Source organism: Rhodococcus sp. BP-316 (genome assembly GCF_019836105.1).
Classification (GTDB): Bacteria; Actinomycetota; Actinomycetes; order Mycobacteriales; family Mycobacteriaceae; genus Rhodococcoides.
In genome coordinates this window covers 271,509-294,637 of sequence record NZ_JABUEE010000005.1, presented here as the reverse complement: position 1 = coordinate 294,637, position 23,129 = coordinate 271,509, and the positions used below count along the sequence as shown (strand labels likewise).

Sequence of the window (23,129 nt, the reverse complement as noted above, 5' to 3'; positions counted from 1 at the left end):
CCCTAGCTGGCGGTGATGTTGGGGTCGAACGTGAAGATGACGTACGTGCCCAGACCCATGATGAGGATCATCGAGAGCACCAGAAGCGTGGTGAGCCAGAACCGCGTGGAGTCCTTGCGCGAGTAGTCGGCGATGACGGTCCGCAGACCGTTGCCGCCGTGCAGCTGCGCCAACCAGAGCATCGTCAGGTCCCACACCTGCCAGAACGGGCTCGACCAGCGGCCGGCCACGAAGGCGAAGTTGATGCGGTGAACACCGTCGTCGAGCAGCAACATGATGGACATGTGGCCGAGGACGAGGACGACGAGCGCGAGTCCGGAGAAGCGCATGAACAGCCATGCGTAGAGCTCGAAGTTGCCGCGGTTCTTCCGGCGCGGTGAGCGCGGATTGTCGAGGCTGGCGGGACGGTCGTGAGACGTTCCCAGCGTGCGTGCCTGCTTGGCACCTGCGTCGGTGGTCGCCATGGCTCAGTGCCCCCCGGTGAAGGTGTTGTAGAGGATGCGTGCCGCGCCCGGGATCATGACGACGAACCAGATGCCCAGGATGACCCACAGCATGAGGCGCTGGTACTGGGTTCCCTTCGACCAGAAGTCGACGAGCATGACTCGGATGCCGTTGAGTGCGTGGTAGAGCACCGCGGCCACCAGGCCGAGCTCCATCAGGCCGACGATCGGCGTCTTGTACGTGTCGATCACGTCGTTGTACGCCTGGGGATCGACGCGGACGAGCGCCGTGTCCAAGACGTGCACGAACAGGAAGAAGAACGTGACGACACCGGTGATCCGGTGCAGAACCCAGGACCACATGCCAGGGTCTCCGCGGTACAGAGACCGCGTGCGCTCCCGCGTCGGGGCGGCTTCGGTCGTGCTAGCCATCGAGTGCAGTGCCTCCAACATCATTGATGGACGCGACGAGCGAAGACGCCCGGAGAGATACCGGAGAAATCCAGCTCGATCGTGTGTGTGAAACGACTTCTTCGAACTCTAATCCCATGCTCGGACACGCACTAATTCGCGTTGGGCCTGGCGTTTCCCTGCCGACCGGAAGTTAGGTTTGCCTGTCCAATGACCCGGTGAGTCGCTCGGAGTTGCCTGCAGTGGCAGCCTCGACGTGACAGGATCGCCCTCATGCCGGAAGTCGACTGGAAATCCTTGCGCGACAGTGCTCGTGAGGCTATGACCCACGCCTACGCGCCCTATTCGAACTACCCCGTGGGTGCCGCTGCGACAGTGGACGACGGACGCATCGTCGCCGGATGCAATGTGGAAAATGTCTCATACGGTCTCGGGCTCTGCGCCGAGTGCGGACTGGTGTCGGCGCTGAATGCGAGCGGCGGCGGACGCCTGATCGCGTTCTCGTGCTGCGACAGTCGAGGCTCGATCCTGCTGCCGTGCGGCCGTTGTCGGCAGCTTCTGTTCGAGTTCGGCGGAGGCGATCTGCTGATCGACACGGCGTCGGGTGTGCGTCCACTGAGCGACCTCCTCCCCGAGGCGTTCGGCCCCGACGATCTCGCCGCCGGGCAGGTCTCGAGCACCGCCGAGAAGGCGGTGACCGATGCCTGATGCCGTATCGGTGATAGCCACCAAACGCGATGGCCACACCCTTTCTTCGGACCAGATCTCGTGGATGGTCGACGCGTACACCCGTGGCGACGTGGCGGACGAGCAGATGTCGGCCCTCACGATGGCCATTCTGCTGCGCGGCATGACACGCGTGGAGATCCGTCAGTGGACCGACGCGATGATCGCCTCGGGCAGCCGCATGGACTTCTCGTCCATCTCGCGTCCCACCGTCGACAAGCACTCCACGGGCGGTATCGGGGACAAGATCACGCTCCCGCTCGCACCCCTCGTCGCGGCGTGCGGTGCGGCGGTGCCGCAGCTGTCGGGACGCGGTCTCGGCTACACCGGCGGCACGCTGGACAAGCTGGAGTCCATTCCGGGCTGGCGGGCCGATCTCACGGCCGACAAGATGACCCGACTCCTCGACGATCCTGCTGTCGGCGCCGTCATCTGTGCCGCGGGTGCGGATCTGGCCCCGGCGGACAAGAAGCTCTACGCCCTGCGTGACGTCACCGGCACCGTCGAGTCGATCCCGATGATCGCCGCGTCGATCATGAGCAAGAAGATCGCCGAGGGGACGGGCGCACTGGTCCTGGACGTGAAGTGCGGATCGGGTGCGTTCATGAAGTCGCTGGATCAGGCGCGCGAGCTCGCCGCGACGATGGTCGAGCTCGGCACCGATTCGGGCGTCAACACGGTCGCCCTGGTCACCGACATGTCCACCCCGCTCGGCCTCACCGCCGGCAACGCTCTCGAGGTGCAGGAATCCCTCGACGTCCTGGCCGGCGGCGGCCCCGCGGACGTCGTCGAGCTGACTCTCGCGCTGGCGCGCGAGATGGTCGCGGCCGCCGGACTCGACGGTGTCGATCCGGCCGACAAACTGCGCGACGGCACGGCCATGGACCGGTGGCGGTCGATGATCGCCGGACAGGGTGGCGATCCCGATGCGCCGCTGCCCGTGGCACGACATACTCACGACGTCGTGGCCGACCGCGACGGCGTGGTCACCCGTGTGGACGCCATGGCGGTGGGTATCGCTGCCTGGCGGCTGGGTGCCGGGCGCGAGCGGCAGGGCCAGCAGGTCCAGGCAGGAGCAGGGGTGCGCATGCATGTCAGACCGGGAGAGCGGGTGTCCGCCGGGAGTGTGGTCTTCACGCTGCACACGGACACCCCGGAACGGTTCGACGGTGCGCTCGAGGCACTGACGGACGGATGGGCCGTCGGCGACGACGCTCCTGCCGTCTCGCCGCTGATCCTGGATCGGATCGGTACGTAGTGTGACGCGCGCTCGGTGGTTCCTCGTCACGCTGGTGGGGGTGATGCTCGCGATCCTGCTGGGCGCGTGCGGGTCGTCCTCGGACGAGCCGTTGATCGACACGGTCACCGACAACGGTGTGCTCGTGGTCGGCACGGAGGGCACGTACAGCCCCTTCAGTTTCCAGGGGTCCGACGGTGACCTGACGGGGTACGACATCGACGTCGTCCGCGCGGTCGGGGAGAAACTCGGCGTACGCGTCGAGTTCGTCCAGACGCCGTTCGACTCGATCTTCGCCGGTCTCGAGTCCGGCCGGTTCGACCTCATCGCAAACCAAGTGACCGTCAACGACGAACGGCAGGCCAAGTACGACCTCTCGCGGCCGTACACCGTCTCCGAGGGCGAGATCGTCGCGCGGGCCGGGGACACGTCGATCACCTCGCTGGCGGATCTGGCCGGCCGGACCACGGCGCAGTCGTCGACGAGCAACTGGGCCGAGGTGGCCACCGACGCAGGCGCTCAGGTGCAGGCCGTCGAGGGATTCGTCCAGGCGGTGACGCTGGTCAAGGACGGCCGTGTCGACGCCACCGTCAACGACTCGCTCGCCATCGCCGAGTACTTCGCGCAGACCGGGGACACGGGTGTCGCCGTCGCCGCCCAGACCGGGGACACCAGTTTGCAGGCCTTCGCCGCCCGCAAGGACAGCGGCCTGATGGAGCAGGTGAACACCGCGCTGGAGGAGCTGCAGGACGACGGCACGCTGGCGGCGGCCTCGGAGCGCTACTTCGGGTCCGACGTCGCGGTGCCGGATCCGCAGACCGCCGCGGCCACCGCCCCCACCGCCGAGGCCGGGGCCACCGAGTCGACTCAGGAACTGATCACCCGCAACCTGGCGCCGATGCTGAAGGCAACCGTCACCACGACGTTGCCGCTCACCGCGATCAGCTTCGTCATCGGTCTCGCGATCGCGCTGGCCGTGGCACTGGCCCGGATTTCCTCGATCCGACCCCTGTCGCTGCTCGCGCGCTTCTATGTCTCGATCGTCCGCGGCACTCCGTTGCTGCTGCAGCTGTTCATCGTGTTCTACGCGTTGCCGCAGTTCGGGGTGGTCATCTCGCCGTTCCCGGCGGCGGTGGTGGCGTTCAGCATCAATGTCGGTGGGTACGCGGCCGAGATCGTGCGGGCGGCCATTCTCGGCGTGCCCAAGGGCCAGTGGGAGGCGGCCGAGACAATCGGCATGGGGTACCGCACCACGCTGCAGCGCATCGTCCTGCCGCAGGCGCTGCGCACCGCGGTGCCGCCGTTGTCCAACACGTTGATCTCGTTGGTGAAGGACACATCGCTGGCGTCCACGATCCTGGTCACCGAGCTGCTCCGAGTGGCGCAGCTCGCGGCGGCCCCCACCTTCGACTTCTTCGCGCTCTACTCGGTGGCCGCGGTGTACTACTGGATCATCTGCATCGTCCTGTCCTCCGTGCAGGGCAGACTCGAGACCCGACTGGACAGGTACGTGGCGCGATGACCGAGAAGCCCTTGATCGAGGCGACGGGACTGCGGAAGTCGTTCGGCGACAACCACGTTCTGCAGGGAGTGGACTTCACCGCCGACCGCGGCACGGTCACCGTCGTCGTGGGTCCGTCGGGCTCCGGCAAGACCACGCTGCTGCGCGGGCTGAACGCGCTCGACCCGGTGGACTCCGGCACCGTGCGCATCGGCGACGTGGCCGCGGACTTCGGTGAGCTGGCGTCGGCTCCGCGTGGCCGCGTCCGATCGGCGACGGCAGCGCTGCGTGCACAGAGCGGCATGGTGTTCCAGAGCCACAACCTGTTCCCGCACAAGACGGTGCTGCAGAACGTCGTCGAGGGTCCCGTGATCGTGCAGAAGCACCCGCGGGCGGAGGCCGAGGCGGCGGGCAGGGAACTGCTCGCGCAGGTCGGTCTCACCGGCAAGGAGGACCAGTACCCGTTCCAGCTGTCGGGTGGCCAGCAGCAACGCGTCGGGATCGCCCGTGCACTCGCCCTGGCGCCCGAGCTCATGCTGTTCGACGAGCCCACCTCGGCCCTCGATCCCGAGCTCGTCGGCGAGGTGCTGTCGGTCATGAAGAACCTCGCGAGCGAGGGCTGGACCATGGTCGTGGTCACTCACGAGATCCGGTTCGCGCAGCAGGTGGCCGACCAGGTGCTGTTCGTCGACGGGGGAGTCGTGGTCGAGAGAGGCACCCCCACCGATGTGCTGACGCACCCGGCGCAGGAGAGGACGCAACAGTTCCTCAAACGCATCCTCGACCCGCTGTAGGCGAGGGGCGCGAGGCGCGGCCGCGAACACTACAGTCGGGACATGGATGACGATCTGACGGTTGCTCCGGACAGCGCGGCACGACTGAGCGGTCCGGCACCCCTGGACATGCAGAACATCGCCCGCGCGCCGAAGGCGTTGTTGCACGACCATCTCGACGGCGGGCTCCGGCCGTCGACCGTGCTGGAACTGGCGAGCGAGTGCGGGTACGACGGGCTTCCCGCGTCGGACGCGGAGAGTCTCGGCCGGTGGTTCCGCGACGCCGCCGACAGCGGCTCCCTGGAGCTGTATCTCGAGACGTTCGCGCACACCGTCGCCGTCATGCAGACGGCCGAGGGCCTGCAGCGCGTGGCGCGCGAGTGCGCCGAGGACCTGGCCGCCGACGGTGTCGTCTACGCCGAGGTGCGCTACGCGCCCGAGCAGCACCTGGAGAAGGGGCTGACACTGGACGAGGTGGTCGAGCACACCCTGGAAGGGTTCCGCCAGGGCGAGAGCGCCGCCCGTGCGGCCGGTCGACCCATCGTCATCGGATGCCTCCTCACCGCGATGCGGCATGCCGCCCGTTCCCGCGAGATCGCCGAACTGGCGGTCCGGTACCGCGACCAGGGTGTCGCGGGCTTCGACATCGCCGGCAAGGAAGCGGGCTTCCCCCCGAGCCGGCACCTCGACGCGTTCGAGTACATGCGGGCGAACAACGCGCACTTCACCATTCACGCCGGCGAGGCGTTCGGCCTGCCTTCCATCCACGAAGCGATCGCGTTCTGTGGCACGGACCGGTTGGGCCACGGTGTGCGCATCGTCGACGACATCACCACGAACGCCGACGGCGCCCGCGAACTCGGCCAGCTCGCGAACTACGTGCGAGACAAGCGCATTCCGTTGGAACTGTGCCCCAGCTCCAACGTCCAGACGGGCGCCGTGGCCAGCATCGAGGAGCACCCCTTCGACATTCTGGCCCGCTTACGGTTCCGCGTCACCGTGAACACGGACAACCGTTTGATGAGCGACACCTCGATGAGCAAGGAGATGTACCGCCTCGCCACTGCCTTCGGCTACGGCTGGTCGGACCTCGAGCGGTTCACGATCAATGCGCTCAAATCGTCCTTCCTCCCCTTCGACCAGAGGTTGGCGCTGATCGACGACGTCGTGAAGCCGGGGTACCGGGTGTTGTTGGGGTAGGGGTCGTTCGGTGACCCCGAGTCCAAAGCCTGAGCGCGTCGTTTGCCGGCCCGTGCCTGTCACATCAGCGTCCGCGCGACTATCTCGCGCTGGATCTGACTGGTCCCTCCGTATATCGCCGCAGCGATGGTGTGGCGGGCGATGTGCTCCATGTCGAATTCCTTGGTGAAGCCGTATCCTCCGAGCAGTTGGATGCCGTCCAGCGCCACTTTCCGCGCAGTCTCGGTAGCTTTCAATTTGGCCATCGAGGTCAGTCGGGTCAATTCCTTGTCGTTTCCGACGCGCTCTTGAACGCGATGCGCGGCGAGGAACGTCAGGGCTCGGGCGGCTTCCACCTCGGTGGCCAGATCGGCGATCTGGTGCCGCAGTGCTTGCATCGAGGACAGCGTGCTTCCGAACTGGCGGCGTTGGCCGAGAAACTCCGTCGCGTCCTGCAGTGCTCGACGGGCGTTGCCGACCGCTTGGGCTGCAATGATCAGGCGGTCGCTGTTGAGACCCGACATGACTTGGCGCCATGCTCCACCCTCGATGCCCACCACCGCTGATGCGGGTACCGACACGTCGGTCAGGTAGATGTCGTTGACCTCACGCGACCCCATGGTCGGAATCTCGTGGACAGTCATTCCTTCTGTTGTGGGGTCGACGTCCAACATCGTCAGGCCTTTGTGTTTGGCGTCAGCGTCGCGGCTGGTCCTCACGACGAGAAGGATGCGGTCGACGAGATGTGCGTAGGAGGCCCAGGTCTTTTGCCCGTTGATCACGAAATTGTCACCGTCGCGTACCGCCTTACAGGCGACGTTGGCGGCGTCGGAACCGGCTTCGGGTTCGGATAGGCTGAGCGACATCGATGCGCCGTCCACCAGCATGGGGATGCGTTGCTGCTTCTGTTCTTCGCTGGCGTACTTCAGGATGGTTTGAGCGACGAGCTGAGTGCTCGCGGCCGCGGCAACAGGTGCTAGGGCGCGACTTGTCTCTTCGAAGAACAAGCACTGTTCCACCAGTCCGCCGCCGGACCCGCCGTACTCTTCGGGGATGGCTATTCCGGCCCAGCCCAGCCGTGCCATCTTGGCGAAGAGTTTTCTGCTGTGGATGACAGTGCCGTTGTCGGAGTAGCCGTTACGCTTCTCGCGCGTCCCGACTTCCGCTGTGCAGAAGTCGGCGACGGACGCGGCGAAGTCGAGCTGGTCTCGAGTGAAGTACATGTTGTTCTCCTGGACAGTTCTGGTGTGCGGTGTGGGTGAACGCCGGGGTCACGAACGCAGTAGTCGGCGTTGCATCTTCCCTGCGGCGTTCCGTGGCAGGGCATCGACGAAATCGACGATGCGCGGGTAGGCGTGGCGCCCGAGCTGCTCTCGGGCGAGGGCTTTCAAGTCGGCAGTGAGTTGCTTCTGGTCGCTGTCGGGCGCCGCGACGACGACGGCCCGCACGACCGATCCGCGCTGCTTGTCCGGTTGCGCCAACACCGCCACGTCGAGAACGAGAGGGTGGCGGGAGAGGATGTTCTCCACTTCTGCGGGACCGACGTTGTATCCGGAAGTGACGATGAGGTCGTCGTCGCGCCCGAGGAACGACAGTCGGCCGTCGTCGTCTCGGCGTGCGAGGTCACCGGTGATGTACCAGTCGTCGGTCCAGCGTTCGGCCCATTTGAGGGGGGCATCGAGGTACCCGGTGCATCCCGCTGGTCCGCCGTCGGTGCGGATACCGATGATGCCGGTGTCCGCGTCGGTAAGGGCTCCGGTGGAATCGAGGAGGGTCACCTCGAAACCGGGCACCGCGGGCGGCAGCGAGCCCGGTTCGGGTGGGTTGCCGTCGTAGCCGGGGGTTGCCATGACCAACCCGATCTCGGTGGTGCCGTAGGTCTCCTGCAGCGGTGCCGAGCAGAATCTCGACCATTGCCGGCCGAGTTCGGCGCCTTGGTGTTCGCCGGCGCAAGCTGCGCCGCGAAGTCGAGAAGGAAAGCCCTCCGTGTGGAAGGCAGGGATTATTTGACGCATTGCGCTGGGCGCGCTGGCGAAGTAGGTCACTCGTTCTTGATCGAGAATGCGAATCCAGTCCACTGCGTCGAATCTGCCGGTGTGGATGACGCGGGGTATGCCCTGTGCGCTGACACAGAACCCGGCCGAGTACAGCCCGTTCACCCAACCGGGGCTCGAGGTGGACGCGAACACGTCGCCGTCGCGAAGAGCGTAGGTGTGCCGGGTGAAGGGCTGCATCGTCACCAGGTACGAGTGCGGGAGTTGGCAGCCCTTCGGGATGCCGGTGGTGCCGCTGGTGTAGAGCAGGGTCGCGGTGTCGGAGGCGGCGGTGGCGACGACCGTCGGTAACGGGAGGTGGCGTCGGACCAGGGTCCAGAAGTCGTCGTCGGTCCAGTAGTCGAGGTCGTCGGTCCGCTCCTGCTCGGAGTCGCCGACGACGAGCACGTGTGTCGAGGAGCCGGACGATCCGATCGCGTCGAGGAGCGCCGGATGGGATTGACCGTCGGTGACGATGACCGATGGTGTCGAGTGTCCGATTCGTTGGGCGAGACCGGCAGCGCCGAATCCGGGGTAGACGGGGACGAAAACTGCGCCCAGACGCCACGTCGCGAGCGCGGTGAGGTGAGCTTCGATGCCCTGCGGGAGGATCGCGGCGACTCGGTCTCCACGACTGACACCGAGGGTCTTCAGCGCGGAGGCCAGTTGCGCGGATACCCGGGCGAGGTCCGCGAAGGTCCACCGGCGTCCGGGTGTGTCGGCGCTGTCGCGCACGATGAAGGCGATGCGGGTCGGGTCTGTGGCGGCCCAACGGTCACATACTTCGGTGACGGTGTTGAGGCCCTCGGCGAGAGGGCGCGTCAGGTGTCGCTCGGCTGCGGCCCACACCTCGTGGTTGGGCATGTCCCGCTCTGCGGCGAGATCGTGAAGTGTCGTGGTGGTCACGGTGGTCCTTTCTGATGTGAACGTCATTTTGATCAGCGGTCGGCGACGACGTGGGCGGCGGCCGCCATGACGGCCGCGGCGACGGAGAGCAGCACGGTGTCGCGTCCTCGTGGGGCGATCAGTTGGATTCCGATCGGGGCCCCGTTCATGGTGCGGTGCAACGGCAATGTGATGGCGGGGTCGCCGGACACATTGAAATAGGGTGTGTAACGCATGGCGGTGCGCACTCGTCGGCCGCCGTCGCGGGGGTGAGTGAACCAGCCGTGCGGCGGTGGAGCGCCGGCGAGGACAGGAGTGAGCAAGAGGTCGGGCCCGTCGTTCCACCATTGCTCCCACGCAGTTCTGGTGTCGTCTGCCCACGACAGTGTGTCGGTGCGCCCCGCACGGTCGAGGGAGTCACCGATTCGGGCGAGTGCGCGTGTTCCCGGTTCGAGATCGGTGTCCGAGAAGTGCCTGTCCAGTCGCTTCTCCCAGGCCGCGAGTTCGTCGGTGAGACCGAGGGCGACCATGTTCACGAAGGCGCGGTGGAACGCGTGATGATCACGCATCGGTTGCGGCACAGCACGACTCGTCGAGTGGCCGAGATCGCGTAGCAGCTGCTCGGCGAACCGCAGTGCGGTTTCGTTGTCGGGGGAGTCCTGTTCCTGTTCGGCGTGGAAGATCTGCACGTGGACGGAGCCGACAGTGCTAGATGGCCCGGATCGGGGGGTCAACGTTTCGAGCACCGCGGAGATGTCTCGAACACTGCGTGCCATGAATCCGTGGGTGGAGAGCCCGTGCCATCCTCCGTGGTCCAGTTCGTCCATGGGAAGCAGCCCGGTGGTGGGTTTGTACCCGATCACACCGCACGCTGCCGCCGGTATCCGGATGGATCCTGATGCGTCGGTCCCGTGCGCCACCGGAACGTAGCCGGCGGCGACTGCCGCAGCCGAGCCGCCGGACGAGCCACCCGCAGACAGTCCTGATCCGTTCGGGTTGCGGGTCGTTCCCGTCACTCGTGGTTCGGTGGTGATGGTGCTGCCGAATTCTGCGGTGTTCGTTCGGCCCACCACCACGAAACCGGCCGATCGCAGACCGCTCACGATGTGGCTGTCGTGGGGGGCGAGGAAGCGTTGGTCGTGTAACAGCCGGTTGCCGTTTCCGACCGGTTCTCCCGCGATCGGGCATCCGAGATCCTTGATCAGTGTGGGCACACCCCGAAACGATGCGTTTCTCGGCAGTTGGTCGAGTTCGTCGTAGGCGGGACCCCGGCGGGTGGTGACGACGGCGTTCAGTTCCTCGTCCAGGTGGTCGATGCGGGCGAACGCAGCATCGACTGCGGCGCTGGGGAGGACACTTCCGTCACGAATATGGCGGGCCTGGTCGGTGGCGTCCAGTTCGTGGAGGGGAGGGGTGGTCATGACAGTGGTCCGTGTGCTGCGCCGACGGTCATTCGTCCCGATGCCACCGCGGTGTCCGCGACGCTCGCGACGACATCGATGACTCCCGGGGTCCGTTCCTCGGCGCTGAGAACCACTGTGGTCGAGGGGTATACCGGAGCGAGAAGCCTCATGTCGACATCGGTGACATCGACGGCAGCATGACCGAATGCCTCCGCGGTGGCGCGCACGATCGTGCCCAGCGTGCACAATCCGTGCACGATCGGGCCTGACATTCCTGCCGCCACCGCGGCGACAGGGTCGATGTGAACGGGCTGTAGATCACCGGTGAGTCGGTACAGGGCGGCAGCTCGGGAATCGATGTCGACCCGAGCCACTTCCGGAGGTCTCGGTCGGTCTGTGTCTGGGCGTGCGGACGGTCCCCGCGCGCCACCCCAGCCGCCTTCGCCGCGCACGTACATCAGATATCCCGAGTCGAAGTGGAAACTCGAGACGCGGATGTCGATCAGAGCTGCGTGTCCTTTGTCGTGGACATCGGTCACGTGGGCCGTCATCTCCACGGTGGCTGCGGGTTCGAGAGGCATGTGGAGGTGGAGGGTCTGTCCGATATGCAGTACCGATGTAGGGGCGTACCCGCATTCGGAAGCGACGGCTTCGGTGGCCCACAGTCCCAGGGCTGCAGCGAAAGTGGGGAGGGGTGACAGGTCTCGTTCGTAGACCAGGTCGAGTCGGTCGGCGCCGGCGCCGACGGCCAGTGCGTAGAGCGCCGCGTCGTATTCTGTGTAACTGCGGGTACATTGTCCCAGCTCGCGACCGGGTAGGTCCTGAACTCTCATCGCGCACTCTTGTCGGATGTTCTGCGACGTGCGCGCACGACGGCCGCAGCACGTTCGGGGGTGTCCAACGAGCGGTGATGAATGTCGCGCCATCGGGGTGCTGTCGGCTCCGCCGCGTTGATCAGCCTCAGGGTCTCGCGAGCGGCGTCGATGGAGGTGTCGAGTTGCGAGATCAGATGGCTGGTGTCGGCATTCGCGTCGGCTGTCAGCGACGTGATGAGGCCGTGACCGTGTGCGTCGGAGGCGGACATCCGTTCTCCGAGGACCAGGAGTCGCTGTGCGGCGGTCGGTCCGACGAGGGCACGGATTCTGGTCACGGCGGTGGGGTCGTACACCAGACCCATCCGCACGGACGGCATGGCGAAGAATGCGTCGTGGCTTGCCACACGGATGTCGCAGCCCACGGCCAGTTCCAGTCCTGCTCCGATGCACGCGCCGGTGATGGACGCGACGGTGATCGCCGAGGACTGCGTCAGCGCTGCAGTCAGGTTCGACATCGCGTCGAACCATGCGCGGTCGTCTTTGCACCCTGTGATCTCGTCGAGATCCGCGCCGGCCGAGAAGTGTTCCCCCACAGCGCTGATGACAATGATTCGCGTGCGCCGCCGTTCCGCACAGCGGACACCGTCGAGGAGCGCTTCGAGAATGGGCGTGGACAGCGCGTTGCGTTGTTCGTGCCGGTCGATCGTCACGTGGATCTCCCCGGGCGTGCGTTCTTCGACGAGCACTGCGCCTGTGCGGTCACGCATGCGGGGCCGTCCCGCCACTGACTCCGTAGACTTCGCCGGTGACGTAGGCGGCTTGGTCGCTGGCGAGGAATGAGATGACGTTGGCCACGTCGTCGGGTGTGCCCAGTCGGCCGAGGAAGGTGCGCCGTTCGGCGAACCCGGCGAAGAAGTCGTCAGGGTAGATCCGTCGAAGGAAGTCGTTGTAGATCAGTCCCGGTGCGACGGCGTTGACGCGAATCCCGTGTCTGCCCACTTCCGAGGCGGCGACGCGTGTCAGGGCCAGTACTCCCGCCTTCGCTGCGGAGTAGGCCGAACCGTGATCGGGAATGGATTCCCAGGCGGCGGTCGAGCTGAGGTTGACGATGGCTCCGGTGCCGCGTTCGACCATCGACGGCAGCACGCTTCTGGTGCAGTAGAAGGTTCCGTTCAGGTCGATGTCGATGCACTTCCGCCAAGCGTCGATGTCGAGATCGACGATCGGCGAGCTGACGCTGAAACCGGCGTTGTTGATCAGGACATCGATGTGTCCGAAGCGGTCGAGAGTATCGGTGACGACGGCGTCGATGGCGTCGGTGTCGGTGACGTCCAGACGGTGATGCGACATGGGACGGTGATGAAGTTCGGCCAGTTCGCCGGCCAGTTCCGCGGCGCGGCGTTCGTGGGTATCGGTGACGACGACGGTGAAGCCGTCGCTCGCCAGGCGGTGGGCCACGGCCCGGCCGATGCCCGCACCAGCTGCGGCTGTCACCAGCGCGACACGGGTGTCGTTCATGAGGACACTCCCGACCGGGTGGGGGAAGTGGTGGTGGTGGTGGTGGTGGTCGTCGTCGCGGCGGGGGGTGGTCCGGTGATCAGTGCCTCGATCGTGCTCGAGACCGCGCGCGGATCGTCGACGGACATCAGGTGGCCGACGCCCGCGATCTCGGTGTATCGGGCGTGACCGTGGGTCAACCCTTCGATGATGATGTCACCGGCCTTGCGGGGGCACCATGCGTCGTGTTCACCGCCGACGATGTCGGTGGGGCAGGTGACTTGCCCCAGGAGTGGTTGCAACGGGGCGTCGCGAAGACGAGCCATGGCCAGTGCTGCGTTGGCGTATCCGTCGCCTTCGCCGATCGCGGCGATGCGCCGGTGACCGTACCCTGACGCGCGCTCGGGATGTGCGGCGAACATGTCGCTGACTTCGGTCAGGATGTCGCTGTGGAGGGTATCGAGCTCGCGGTTGCTCACGGTTCGCGCTTTGTCTTCGAAGAATTGCGCGGTGCGACGTGAAATGACGGACGACCCACCGATCGCGACGACATGGGAGATGAGGTGATCCGGTTGCGCGGCGACCCAGAGTGCGATGGTGGCGCCCATGGAGAAACCGACGACCACTGCCGGCCCGCTGATCGATGACATGAATGCCATGAGATCGCGGCCGAGTTGCTCGAGAGTTCCGTCGGCCGCCCCGACGGTGGATTGTCCGTGTCCGCGCAGGTCCACGGCATAACAGTCGAACCGGTCGAGATCTGACAATTGCTGGGCCCAGCAGCTTTCGGAGGTCTCTGCCATGCCGTGCAGGAAAACGATTGTCTCACCTCCCGGATTCCCATGACGGAGGTAGGAGACGGTCAGGTCGGGTGTCGTGTGATAGCTGCGATGCACGTGTGTCTCCGTTGGTCGATGCCCGTGAGGGGAGGGGGTATGGCTGATCAGTGCAGTAGCGGTCCGCTACGTGATAGCGGAATCCGTGTGCGCCACGCGCAGTTTGGTCACTGCCAGCGCCACCACGGTGACAGCGCAGGCTGCGGCGACGGCCGCGGAGATCGGGACGGTGGTGTCGAACTTGTCCAATAGCCAGATGGACAGAACCGGTGTGATCCCGCCGCCGATCACGGCGGCGATCGAGTATCCGAACGAGACCCCGGTGTAGCGCACTTCGGTACCGAACAGCTCGGACATCCACGCGCTGACCGGGCCATAGATCAAGCCCTGAAGCACGAGTGCGACGGTGAAAGCCAGCCCTGCGAGGAGTGAGCTACCGGTGTCGATCAGCGGGAAAATGGCAAATCCCCAGCCGGCGAACCCGATTGCTCCGATCGTCATCGGAACCCGTCGCCCGACGCGGTCCGACCACCGCCCCGCCGCAAGAATGGAGAAAAAGTAGAACACTGCCGCGACAAGAACGAGGATCAAACTCCGGGTGGAGGAGAAGCCGGCTTGATTCCTGGCATAGGACAGCCCGAAGATGACGGCCAGGTAGTAGCCGCTCTGAATCGCGAGATTGGCACCGATCGATGCGAACACCTGGCGGGGATATTCCCGGACGAGGATCATGAATGGAATGCGGGTCGGTTCTACTGTCTCGGGCCGTTGCGTCGCAAGCTTTTCGAAGGCGCTCGATTCTTCGATCTGTAACCGGATGTACAGCGCGACGAGAACCATGACAGCGCTGAGCAGGAACGGGATGCGCCATCCCCAGGAGTTGAACGCATCTTCCGACATGCCGGCCGACACCCCTGCGATCAAACTGGCGGCCAGAATGTAACCGATAGGGGACGCGCTGCCGATCCAGGCCCCGAAGAAACCCCGCCTGTTCGTAGCGTCGCGATGTTCGACGACCATCAAGGCGGCTCCGGCGTATTCGCCGCCGAGTGCGAGGCCCTGCATGATGCGTGCGAGTACCAGCAGTATGGGCGCCAGGATTCCCACAGTCGCGTAGGTGGGCAGTAACCCGATCGCGAAAGTCGGAATACCCATCAGCAGTAGTGCTGCGACCAAAGTACGTTTGCGCCCGTACTTGTCCCCGAAATGGCCGAACAGAATGCCGCCGATCGGGCGTGCGATGAAAGCGACGCCGAACGTGGCGAACGACAGCAGGAGACTGGTCAACTCGTTGTCCGATGGGAAGAACAAGGGACCGAGAACCAGTGCCGCCATGGCCCCGAACAGGTTGAATTCGAACCATTCGATGACGGTTCCCGACATCGAGGCGATGGTGGTCTTTCGTATCGAGTCGGACGACGTGCGAGTCGAGGGGGGTGCCGCGGGGTTCTGAACGGGTCGGCCGTCGGCCTGGTCGTTGTACGAATTGGTTGTCATCGAGTCTCCGCTGTGGATGTGGGGGGCGACGGGGGTGCCTGGAGAGGCGCGTGGTCGGCGTGCGCCGCAAAGGGGCAAGTGGCACACCTCTGGCCGCAGAGGTGGAGTGAGATGGGAGATGCTTCAGACCGCTGTTGTGGTGGCCAGGCGGGTCCTGATCGCCGCCGCAACGGCCGAGTTACTGGTCACAACGGGGACGTCCGTAGCTCTTCGGATGAGATCCAGTGCCTCGACGGCTCGAAAGTTGGTGCAGGAGATGAACAGATGGTCCGCCTCCGCTTCGGTGATCAATCGCAGTGCGTGCTCGGCAATGATGCTGGGCGTCGGTCCGGCGAGAAGGAAATTGTCACTGATGCCCAGCCCCGCGATACCGGCAACCGGAATGCCGTCGCTGGTGAGGCTGGCCTCGAGCTTCTCGTTGACCTCGTCGATGTACGGCGTCAGCACGGCAACACGTTCTGCCGTCGCTTTCCGAAGGGCGAGGCTCACTGAAGCGATCGTGCTGACGGTGGGGCAATCTGTGATGTGGGAGATTCGCGCGCACAACGCGGAGTCGTAGTCGGTACCGCGAAGGGCACCGGCGCTGGTGCATCCGAACACCGTCATCTGCGGGTAGAGCGTGGCCAAGTCGGCGACTGCTTGCGGTAAGTGGTCATCCAACATTCTGGACTCCGCGGCATTCGTCGCTTCGGTGAGAAACATGCGTGCCGAATACACGTCGGCGACATCGTGCAGATCGCGGCGAAGATCGCGCTCCATGACTGTGTTCGAGGACGGGATGAGCAGTCCGACCCTGGGACGGGCGGGTGAGTCGAGCAGATCGTGCGGCATGTGGGTCCGTTCGGTACGGGGACATCGGTAGGCCGGTGGGCCCAGCACGCAGGTCCCGGTCAGTGAAATGCAGGTAACATATTACTCAGTCTTGCGGACGTCACGGTTGGAGTCAAGAGGTCGCGCGACATTGATGGTTCGGCGGGAACGGCAGCGGTCTAGGGGCTTGTGGCCGGGGCGATCCAACCGCCGTGGCGCTTCCGACGCAGACAACCGCCGATCTGCATGAGATATCGTCGCAACTATGTCTGAGGCTGATCGCGTGCCCCCACCGGCCGCGGTGCCGTCCTCCGACGAGTGGGTCGATGGTCGTCGGGCAGGGCCCGGCCGCCGTGGTGGCTTGTCCGACCGGGTGCGTGACCACCTGCGGCAGCACATCATCACGGGGACCATCAAACCCGGGACGATGATTCAGATTGCTCCGGTCGCAGAGCAACTCGGTGTTTCTCGCACTCCCGTCCGGGAGGCTTTGTTGTCTCTGCAACAATCGAAACTTGTCACTGTGGTGCCGAATCAGGGTTTCATGGTGCGCGCGCTGTCGATCGACGATATTCGCGATATCTATGTCATGCGATCAGTCATCGAAACCGCAACTGCCGAGAGAGCGGCCGCGAGGGCAACAGATGAAAACCATGCTGAGTTGCTCGAACTGTTGAGGCAGTCGGATGAGGTTGCCGGGGTGACGTACACGCTGGAGTTCGACGGACTGTGCCGTCAGTATCACGAAAAGATTGCCAACATCGCAGACAGCCATCGTTTGGCCGAGTCAGTGCGCGCCATCTTCGATGACTTGCTTCGGCTGCAGAGTATCGGCGTCATGCCGCCCGATCCTCACTTGATCGTCGTCGAGCACCGAGAGATTCTCGACGCGGTGGTGGCGGGGAATCCGTCGTCGGCCAAGCGCGCCATGGACGTGCATATTGCGACTCTGCATCGAACTGCCGTTTCGGGGTTGGTGGTACCACCCAATTCTGAAGCGACATGATCGATCGCTGGCCTCTCGATCAAACGGCGGCCCGTTGCTTGCAGATCCGGGAGCGTTCGAGACCAACGATGTCGTGTCGATGACGAATGAGTCTGTGTCGGCCGGGTCTGCCACAAGATACCCCCGAACGCCTGAGGTGGGTCCGGGGGTATCGAGTAGATCTATGAGCCGGTGGTGATGACCTTGTCTCTCGTGTCAGGAACGAACAGGCACCCGATCATGCCCACGATGGCGCCGATGACTCCGAATCCCATTGCGCGGTGCACGTTCCCGTCCGCTGCCATGAGTGCGAACAGAGGGAAGAGGCCGGATCCCACGCCTCGAGCGACGTAGTATGTGGCGCCTGAACCAAGCGCTCGATAACGGGTTGGATAGAACTCGGAAATCCAGGTACCGATGACCCCGAATCCCGCGTACCCGATTGCCGCGCCCGCGAGGGCAGCGGTCGCTACAGACCACGTGTCACCTGTTCCCTGAACGGTTTCCGTGTCGGATCCGATCGTCAGGAACAGCCCGAACCCGAGAACGCCCACAGCACAGGACCAGAAGGTCGAGCCTCGTCGACCGATCCGATCGGAGAGTGCGCCGAAGATGATGTAGGACGCAATACCGAGCAGCGTCCCGATCGACAGAACAATGGTCGACCATCCGAGAGACAGGCCGGCGTATTCACGGAGATAGGTGGGACCGAAGGTGATGTAGCAGTAGCTCGCCGCGAAGATTCCCGTTGTCGCCAGTGTGAGGAACAACCCGCCCAGAACCACGCGCGTCCTGTGTTCGGTGGGCGGGGGCGCGGGTGCGGAAGGCCGCTCGTCCGATCCGTCCTCGCCGAGTCCCTGTCGACTGGTCGCCGTGTCGGCATCGCGCGCAGCACGCCATAGTTTGGACTCTGGCAGCGAGCGAAACGCGACCACACCGATGCCGACACTCATCGCGCCGATGACGACGAAACCTGTACGCCATCCAGTGTTCGACCCGAACGAGGTGATGGTGGCGAACAGGATTGCCTGTGTGATGAGTGTGCCGCAGATGAACATGCCTTGAAGGACACTGCCCATCAGGCCACGGTTCTTCGTCTTCCAGGTCTCGGTGAACATCGCGAAGATGACACCGAAAGCACCTCCCATCGCGATACCGGCGACGACTCGGGTGATGGTGAACAATTCGAAGTTGGTCAGGAAAGCACCGAGGATGGCGAGCGTTCCGTAGATGGTGGTGAAAGCGACGTACGTGGGACGCCGCCCCCATTTGTCGGCCGTCCACCCGAAGATGAAGCCACCGGCAATCGACGCGATGCTCTGCAGGGTGATCACCGTGACCACTGCTTGGGTCGACACGTCGAACGAGTCGGACAGGTCTCGCAGGGGGTAGCTGAGGAGATTGAGCTCCATGCTCTCGATCAGGGCACCGACGATGGCGAAGGTCAGGACGGTCTTGCGTTCCCTGGGTGTGTAGGCATTTTCGGCGTTGAGGCGCGTGGCGGCGGGTGCGGCGCCGGATACGTGGTGCGCGCTCATCGTGCACCCGCCGCCTGGTGACGTGACTCGGGCGAGGCGGACTCCAGATCAGTCATCTTGTTGGTCATCCCACCGATACCTTCGATGGTGCTGACGATGACGTCACCGGCGCGTAGATACCGTCGGGGGGAGCGGCCGAGACCGACGCCTGCTGGAGTACCTGTGAAGATGAGGTCCCCGGGGAAGAGGGTGACGCGAGCTGAGATGTACTCGATGAGTTCCGAGACAGGGAACACCAGGTTCGACGAGGTGCCGTCCTGCATGATCTCGCCGTTGACTGAGCACCGAAGTGCGAGTGAGTCCGGGTCGTCGAATTCGTCTGGTGTGACGAGTACCGGCCCGATCGGGGCGAAGTTCTCGAAGGACTTCCCGAAGCTGTACTGCGAGTTGGCCCCCTGCAGCTGTACGTCGCGATCGGAAATGTCCTGTCCGACGGTCAACCCTGCGACATGACTCCAAGCATCGGCGCGGTTCACCTTCTCGCAGCGGCGGCCGACGACGACGACCAGTTCCACTTCCCAGTCGACGCTGGGGCCGGTGAGCGTGATGGTGGTGTTGGGGCCGGCTATTGCAGAAGGGAATTTGGTGAAGAGCAAAGGGACCGTGGGTAGAGGCGATCCGGCCTCGGCGGCGTGGTCGACGTAGTTCAGACCCACCCCGAAGATCTGACGCGGTCGTGGACTGACAGCGCCGACAGCGGCTACCCCCGGACCGGCGGCGTCGGCCGACTGGGCGCGCGGGGCGTGATGCCGACACCAGGTGATGAATTCGTCCCACCGGTCGTAGATGTGCTCGATCCGGTGATCGAAGAGGCCGTCGCTCGCAGTCGAGACATCGATGGCCGTGTCGCCTGCCAGCAGTGTCAAGCGGTCGTCGTGGTTGGCAATACGCATGGTTCAGCTGTCCTTTCCGGGACTGGACGTGGCCTGTTGAGCGCTCACGAGTCGGTAGGTCGACCACCGGACGGGTGGACCCAGTGCCGACACGGCGTCGATGAAGGTGCCGACGGGTGCCGGGGCGAGTGATCCGTGGCGTTCCACGATCACGAACAGCGCGACGGTGGACTCGACTTCCGATGCCTCGCGAAGGTCGCCGACGGCCTGCCCCTCCGCGGTGTCGTCCTTGGCCGACGTTGCGATCGGGTCGCTTTCGTAGATCGTCACTCCGTCGGCGCTACCGCTGTCGATCGTCGTGCCTGCTAGGCGCGTCAGGCCCTGAACGAGTGCGGCCACGTCGTCTCGGGTGCAGGTGATGCGTCCGAGTAGGACCTCGCCTGTGCGGCCGAATCCCTGTCGATAGTGCAGACGCCCGACGGTGCGCTCGTTCTCTCTGAACAGTGCCACCGCGGCCGTGGTGCGTGGTGTCGGCGAGTCCAATGCGGCGAGGTACTCGGAACTCGTCAGAGTGTCGACGCAATCTGTCTCGTAGATCGACAGAAACTCGACCAGCCCCCGTCCACGATCCGGATGCTCGACGAAACGTCGTGCTGTCCGAAAACCGCTCACTGCCAGCCGTTCCGGGAAATGCTCGGTGGAGTACCAACTGTCGAACTCGGCGAGGTCGGCGCGGTCCACCGATATCACGTTGATCAGTGTGCCCTCGGGTGCGCCCGGAATTACGGGTGAGACGTCGTGGTCGATCTGTCGCGTCATCAGAAAAGGCCCTGGCGTTGCTGGAACTTCGTCGGTTTGCCGAGTGTGTCACCGCTGTCGGCGACCCAGGCCGCCACTGCGTCGATCATCGTGGACAGCGTGGTCGTGGGGAAACCGAACTCGGCCTGAAGTGCGGAACCATCCATGACGTAGGCGGTCCCGGTCTCGCGACCCGAGAAGATGGGCTCGCGCCCGAGCTTCTCGCCGAACCGGTGCGCGAGCCATCGGATCGAGACGATCTCCGGACCCGTGATGTTGAGCCGTCTCGGGGGTGACTGCGCGAGTGTCAGTGAGCGAATGGCGTAGTCGGCGACATCGCGCTGCCAGATGACGCTGGCATGGCCCATCTCCAGTGGTATCTCGACGCCGTCCTTGACCGCCTGGGCGATCTCCTGCAGCACTCCGTATCGCGTCTCGATGGAGTACCCGAGTCGGAACAGGACGACGGGCGTACCGAATTGCTTGGAGTGGTGCTCGAAGATGCGTTCCCGTCCGACGCACGAGGCGGCGTATTCGCCGATGGGACCGGACGGGTCGCTCTCGCGTGATCCGCCAGTCGTGACATCGGCGAGCGGGTAGGTGACGAGTGTGGAGAACGCAACGATCCTGCTGTCTCGGTACCGCGTCGCCACACGGCCCGGCAGATAGGAATTCATCGACCAGGTGAACGATTCGTTACCCGTCGTACCGAACTTGTGGCCTGCCATGTAAATGACGTTGGCGGCGTCGGGGAGCCTCTGCAGCTGCTCGTCGTCTGTCAGGTCGGCCGGAACACACTCGACGCCGTTCCGTTGGAGGAACTCGCGACTGTGCGGATCGGAGAATCGTGCGACACCGAACACTCTGGTGTCGGTGCCGGCTGCATCGGCTGCGCGCTGTGCCATCGCCGCGACGCTGGGACCCACCTTTCCACCGACACCGAGAACGACGATGTCGCCGTCGATCGTCGACATCGCCTCGATCAGAGCGGGCGACGGCGTGGCGAGTGCATCCTCGATCGCGTCGACTCCGTCGAACGTCACGGACGGGGGAGGGGTCTCGCGGGTGATGCTCATCTGCACTCCTCGTTGTTATGTGACCTGTGACATATAGCCTGGTCGCACACGAGTCGAGGTGACACCGCCGCATACACCAGTGTTTGCCACCTCCGGAGTGTGGGATCACCACAGTACGATGGTGCAGTGACGAAAAACGCCGATGTGGTCGGGGAGCTGACCGGTGAGGCGTCGAACCTCATCTGGAACACCTACCGCGGGTACACCAGTGCGGTCTTCGATCACGCGGAACTCGAACACTTCGTGCGGATGAACGTCGTCGTCGTGCTGGGATGTCTCGATCGCGGAACCAATCCCGCACCGTCGGAACTGGTCCACGCCCGGGAACTCGGAGAGCTGAGGGCCAGGCAGGGCGTGCCGCTGGAGTCGGTCATTCAGGCGTTCCGCTCGACGGAACGCGTGGTGCTGCTCCACGTCGAACGTTCGCGAACCGCTCCCACCGGAACCGAGCGTATCGAGCGCGCCCTGTCGTGCTTCGACGCACTGACCAACTCGATGATCGATGCCTATCGAGATGCGTCGTCCGCGCTCGATGCGGTACGTGCGAGAGCCGAGGAAGAGTTGACCACGGCCTTGACGAAAGGGCTGGCGGTCGATCAGGACGATATCGATCGTTGGGCAGACGTCCTGGAGTTCGATTCCACACGGCCGTGCCTGTGTGCGGTCCTCGAGCTCGCGGTCAGTGCGGATCCGCTTGCCAGTCAACGCTTTCGCAGGCGTGCGGTCACCGCGCTCACCTCCTCGATGAACGGGTCGGTGATCTCCCGAGCGAGCGACGGTGTCATCGTTCTCTTCCTGCGAGCGGACGAGGGCCCGTCGTCTGGATCTCTCGATATGATCATGGGCGGTCTCATCGGAACCAAGGATTGCAGGGCTGTCTACCTGGGGAGCACGGTGCCGACGTTGAGATCGGGGTACGAGTCCTACCGTCACGCAGTCAAGGTGCGTGATGTTGCGCTCGGAAGTGGCGAAGGCCCGCGTGTCTGGCACTACCGGGAGGTTCTGCTCGACGTGCTGTTGTGCGCCGATCCACCAGCTCGCGGTGAATTCGTACGCAGTCGAATCGGTGCGTTGATCAGCCGACCCCAACTGCTCGACACCGTGGCAGCGCTGGCGGACTGTAATTTGTCCCAGGCACGGGCTGCATCTCAGCTATTCGTGCACGTCAACACCGTGGCATTGCGGGCCAAACGTATCTCGGAGTTGACTGGCCGGAACCCCCTCGTGTTCGACGACCTCGTCGAGTTGTACCTGGCTGCACGTCATCGCCACGAGCTCGAACACGCGACGCCGTTCGACCATGCCGGTGGCGACGGCGATCCGCGTGTGCCACATTCTGCTCAATAGCACTGCCGGAGAATCGACTCGCGCCCGACAACCCGGATCGATCGGGCATCGATGCGAGCGAATCGGTCCGCGCCGTGCCGATTCAGAGGATCAGTGGATGCAGAATAAGCGGGTGTGCGAACCGACTATCGGTCGTCGATTTGGCAGATAAGATCCGACCCGTGCACCGCATCTTCACCACCCCCGTCTCGTCCGTGTACCCGCACTACGTCACCAAGGTGGAGCGCAAGGGTCGGACGAAGGACGAGCTCGACGAGGTCGTCCGCTGGCTCACGGGCTTCGACGACGCCGAGTTGGCGCAGCACCTCTCGGCGGACACGACGTTCCTCGATTTCTTCGAGGCCGCGCAGCTGAACCCGAACGCGCCGCTCATCACGGGGTCGGTGTGTGGGGTGCGGGTGGAGTCGGTGGAGGACCCGCTGATGCAGAACATCCGTCGCCTCGACAAGCTCGTCGACGAGCTCGCCAAGGGGCGACCGATGGCGAAGATCCTCCGCGCCTGATCC

General features: G+C 64.7%; 23 protein-coding genes. 8 read left to right on the top strand and 15 right to left on the bottom strand.

Going from position 1 to position 23,129, the window contains the following annotated elements; translation table 11 throughout:
• Positions 1-2: 2 nt before the first annotated feature.
• A complete protein-coding gene (locus tag HQ312_RS12175) occupies positions 3-464 on the bottom strand; it encodes a succinate dehydrogenase hydrophobic membrane anchor subunit (RefSeq protein WP_027503724.1) in 462 nt (153 codons plus the stop codon).
• Positions 465-467: 3 nt separating this feature from the next.
• On the bottom strand, positions 468-875 hold the full coding sequence (gene sdhC / locus HQ312_RS12170) for a succinate dehydrogenase, cytochrome b556 subunit (protein ID WP_081821085.1): 408 nt from the start codon (positions 873-875) through the stop codon (positions 468-470).
• A gap of 252 nt (positions 876-1,127) precedes the next feature.
• On the opposite strand from sdhC, the gene HQ312_RS12165 reads away from it, so the two are divergent.
• From HQ312_RS12165 to HQ312_RS12145, 5 genes are all read left to right on the top strand, one after another.
• The gene (locus HQ312_RS12165; protein WP_056447685.1) at positions 1,128-1,562 is read left to right on the top strand and encodes a cytidine deaminase; all 435 of its coding nucleotides are present in this window, start codon (positions 1,128-1,130) and stop codon (positions 1,560-1,562) included.
• Positions 1,555-2,838, top strand: coding sequence for a thymidine phosphorylase (locus tag HQ312_RS12160; RefSeq protein ID WP_222638729.1), 1,284 nt, complete (start codon positions 1,555-1,557; stop codon positions 2,836-2,838). Before HQ312_RS12165 ends, HQ312_RS12160 begins: the two co-directional genes overlap by 8 nt.
• A 43-nt stretch (positions 2,839-2,881) precedes the next feature.
• A complete protein-coding gene (locus tag HQ312_RS12155; RefSeq protein ID WP_222638785.1) occupies positions 2,882-4,339 on the top strand; it encodes an ABC transporter permease subunit in 1,458 nt (485 codons plus the stop codon).
• Positions 4,336-5,112 (top strand): amino acid ABC transporter ATP-binding protein, encoded by a 777-nt coding sequence (locus HQ312_RS12150; protein WP_308123880.1) that lies wholly within the window; start codon positions 4,336-4,338, stop codon positions 5,110-5,112. The genes HQ312_RS12155 and HQ312_RS12150 overlap by 4 nt, the downstream gene beginning before the upstream one ends.
• A gap of 108 nt (positions 5,113-5,220) precedes the next feature.
• Complete coding sequence (locus HQ312_RS12145) at positions 5,221-6,291, top strand: adenosine deaminase (protein ID WP_037184105.1); 1,071 nt, start codon at positions 5,221-5,223, stop codon at positions 6,289-6,291.
• 59 nt (positions 6,292-6,350) lie between these two features.
• Here HQ312_RS12145 and HQ312_RS12140 read toward each other — a convergent pair whose 3' ends face one another.
• The 9 genes from HQ312_RS12140 to HQ312_RS12100 form a co-directional block, all read right to left on the bottom strand.
• Positions 6,351-7,493: an acyl-CoA dehydrogenase family protein gene (locus HQ312_RS12140; protein ID WP_222628192.1), complete on the bottom strand. Its 1,143-nt coding sequence runs from the start codon at positions 7,491-7,493 to the stop codon at positions 6,351-6,353.
• 48 nt (positions 7,494-7,541) lie between these two features.
• On the bottom strand, positions 7,542-9,209 hold the full coding sequence (locus HQ312_RS12135; protein ID WP_222638728.1) for an acyl-CoA synthetase: 1,668 nt from the start codon (positions 9,207-9,209) through the stop codon (positions 7,542-7,544).
• Positions 9,210-9,241: 32 nt separating this feature from the next.
• Positions 9,242-10,609 (bottom strand): amidase, encoded by a 1,368-nt coding sequence (locus HQ312_RS12130; protein ID WP_222638727.1) that lies wholly within the window; start codon positions 10,607-10,609, stop codon positions 9,242-9,244.
• Positions 10,606-11,424, bottom strand: coding sequence for a MaoC/PaaZ C-terminal domain-containing protein (locus HQ312_RS12125; protein WP_222638726.1), 819 nt, complete (start codon positions 11,422-11,424; stop codon positions 10,606-10,608). The genes HQ312_RS12130 and HQ312_RS12125 overlap by 4 nt, the downstream gene beginning before the upstream one ends.
• Positions 11,421-12,173 carry an enoyl-CoA hydratase/isomerase family protein gene (locus tag HQ312_RS12120; protein WP_222638725.1) on the bottom strand — a complete coding sequence of 251 codons (753 nt, stop codon included), beginning with the start codon at positions 12,171-12,173 and terminating at the stop codon, positions 11,421-11,423. Before HQ312_RS12120 ends, HQ312_RS12125 begins: the two co-directional genes overlap by 4 nt.
• Positions 12,166-12,924, bottom strand: coding sequence for an SDR family NAD(P)-dependent oxidoreductase (locus tag HQ312_RS12115; RefSeq protein ID WP_222638724.1), 759 nt, complete (start codon positions 12,922-12,924; stop codon positions 12,166-12,168). The genes HQ312_RS12120 and HQ312_RS12115 overlap by 8 nt, the downstream gene beginning before the upstream one ends.
• Positions 12,921-13,799: an alpha/beta hydrolase gene (locus tag HQ312_RS12110; RefSeq protein WP_308014324.1), complete on the bottom strand. Its 879-nt coding sequence runs from the start codon at positions 13,797-13,799 to the stop codon at positions 12,921-12,923. Before HQ312_RS12110 ends, HQ312_RS12115 begins: the two co-directional genes overlap by 4 nt.
• A gap of 66 nt (positions 13,800-13,865) precedes the next feature.
• Entirely contained in the window at positions 13,866-15,236 is a 1,371-nt protein-coding gene (locus HQ312_RS12105; RefSeq protein ID WP_222628205.1) for an MFS transporter, read from the bottom strand.
• A 123-nt stretch (positions 15,237-15,359) separates the two neighbouring features.
• Positions 15,360-16,067, bottom strand: coding sequence for an aspartate/glutamate racemase family protein (locus HQ312_RS12100; RefSeq protein ID WP_222638723.1), 708 nt, complete (start codon positions 16,065-16,067; stop codon positions 15,360-15,362).
• Positions 16,068-16,311: 244 nt separating this feature from the next.
• On the opposite strand from HQ312_RS12100, the gene HQ312_RS12095 reads away from it, so the two are divergent.
• Positions 16,312-17,052: a GntR family transcriptional regulator gene (locus tag HQ312_RS12095; RefSeq protein ID WP_222628209.1), complete on the top strand. Its 741-nt coding sequence runs from the start codon at positions 16,312-16,314 to the stop codon at positions 17,050-17,052.
• Between the two features lie 161 nt (positions 17,053-17,213).
• Here HQ312_RS12095 and HQ312_RS12090 read toward each other — a convergent pair whose 3' ends face one another.
• From HQ312_RS12090 to HQ312_RS12075, 4 genes are read right to left on the bottom strand one after another with little or no spacing between them, the layout of a single operon-like run.
• The gene (locus tag HQ312_RS12090; protein ID WP_222638722.1) at positions 17,214-18,569 is read right to left on the bottom strand and encodes an MFS transporter; all 1,356 of its coding nucleotides are present in this window, start codon (positions 18,567-18,569) and stop codon (positions 17,214-17,216) included.
• On the bottom strand, positions 18,566-19,462 hold the full coding sequence (locus HQ312_RS12085) for a fumarylacetoacetate hydrolase family protein (RefSeq protein WP_222638721.1): 897 nt from the start codon (positions 19,460-19,462) through the stop codon (positions 18,566-18,568). The genes HQ312_RS12090 and HQ312_RS12085 overlap by 4 nt, the downstream gene beginning before the upstream one ends.
• A gap of 3 nt (positions 19,463-19,465) precedes the next feature.
• Positions 19,466-20,221 (bottom strand): hypothetical protein, encoded by a 756-nt coding sequence (locus tag HQ312_RS12080; RefSeq protein ID WP_222628216.1) that lies wholly within the window; start codon positions 20,219-20,221, stop codon positions 19,466-19,468.
• On the bottom strand, positions 20,221-21,276 hold the full coding sequence (locus HQ312_RS12075; RefSeq protein WP_222628218.1) for an NAD(P)-dependent oxidoreductase: 1,056 nt from the start codon (positions 21,274-21,276) through the stop codon (positions 20,221-20,223). The genes HQ312_RS12080 and HQ312_RS12075 overlap by 1 nt, the downstream gene beginning before the upstream one ends.
• 354 nt (positions 21,277-21,630) lie before the next feature.
• Here HQ312_RS12075 and HQ312_RS12070 point away from each other — a divergent pair, with 354 nt between their 5' ends.
• Positions 21,631-22,623 carry a CdaR family transcriptional regulator gene (locus tag HQ312_RS12070; RefSeq protein WP_222638720.1) on the top strand — a complete coding sequence of 331 codons (993 nt, stop codon included), beginning with the start codon at positions 21,631-21,633 and terminating at the stop codon, positions 22,621-22,623.
• A gap of 161 nt (positions 22,624-22,784) precedes the next feature.
• Entirely contained in the window at positions 22,785-23,126 is a 342-nt protein-coding gene (locus HQ312_RS12065) for a DUF2200 domain-containing protein (RefSeq protein ID WP_027503713.1), read from the top strand.
• The last annotated feature ends 3 nt before the right edge of the window (positions 23,127-23,129 follow it).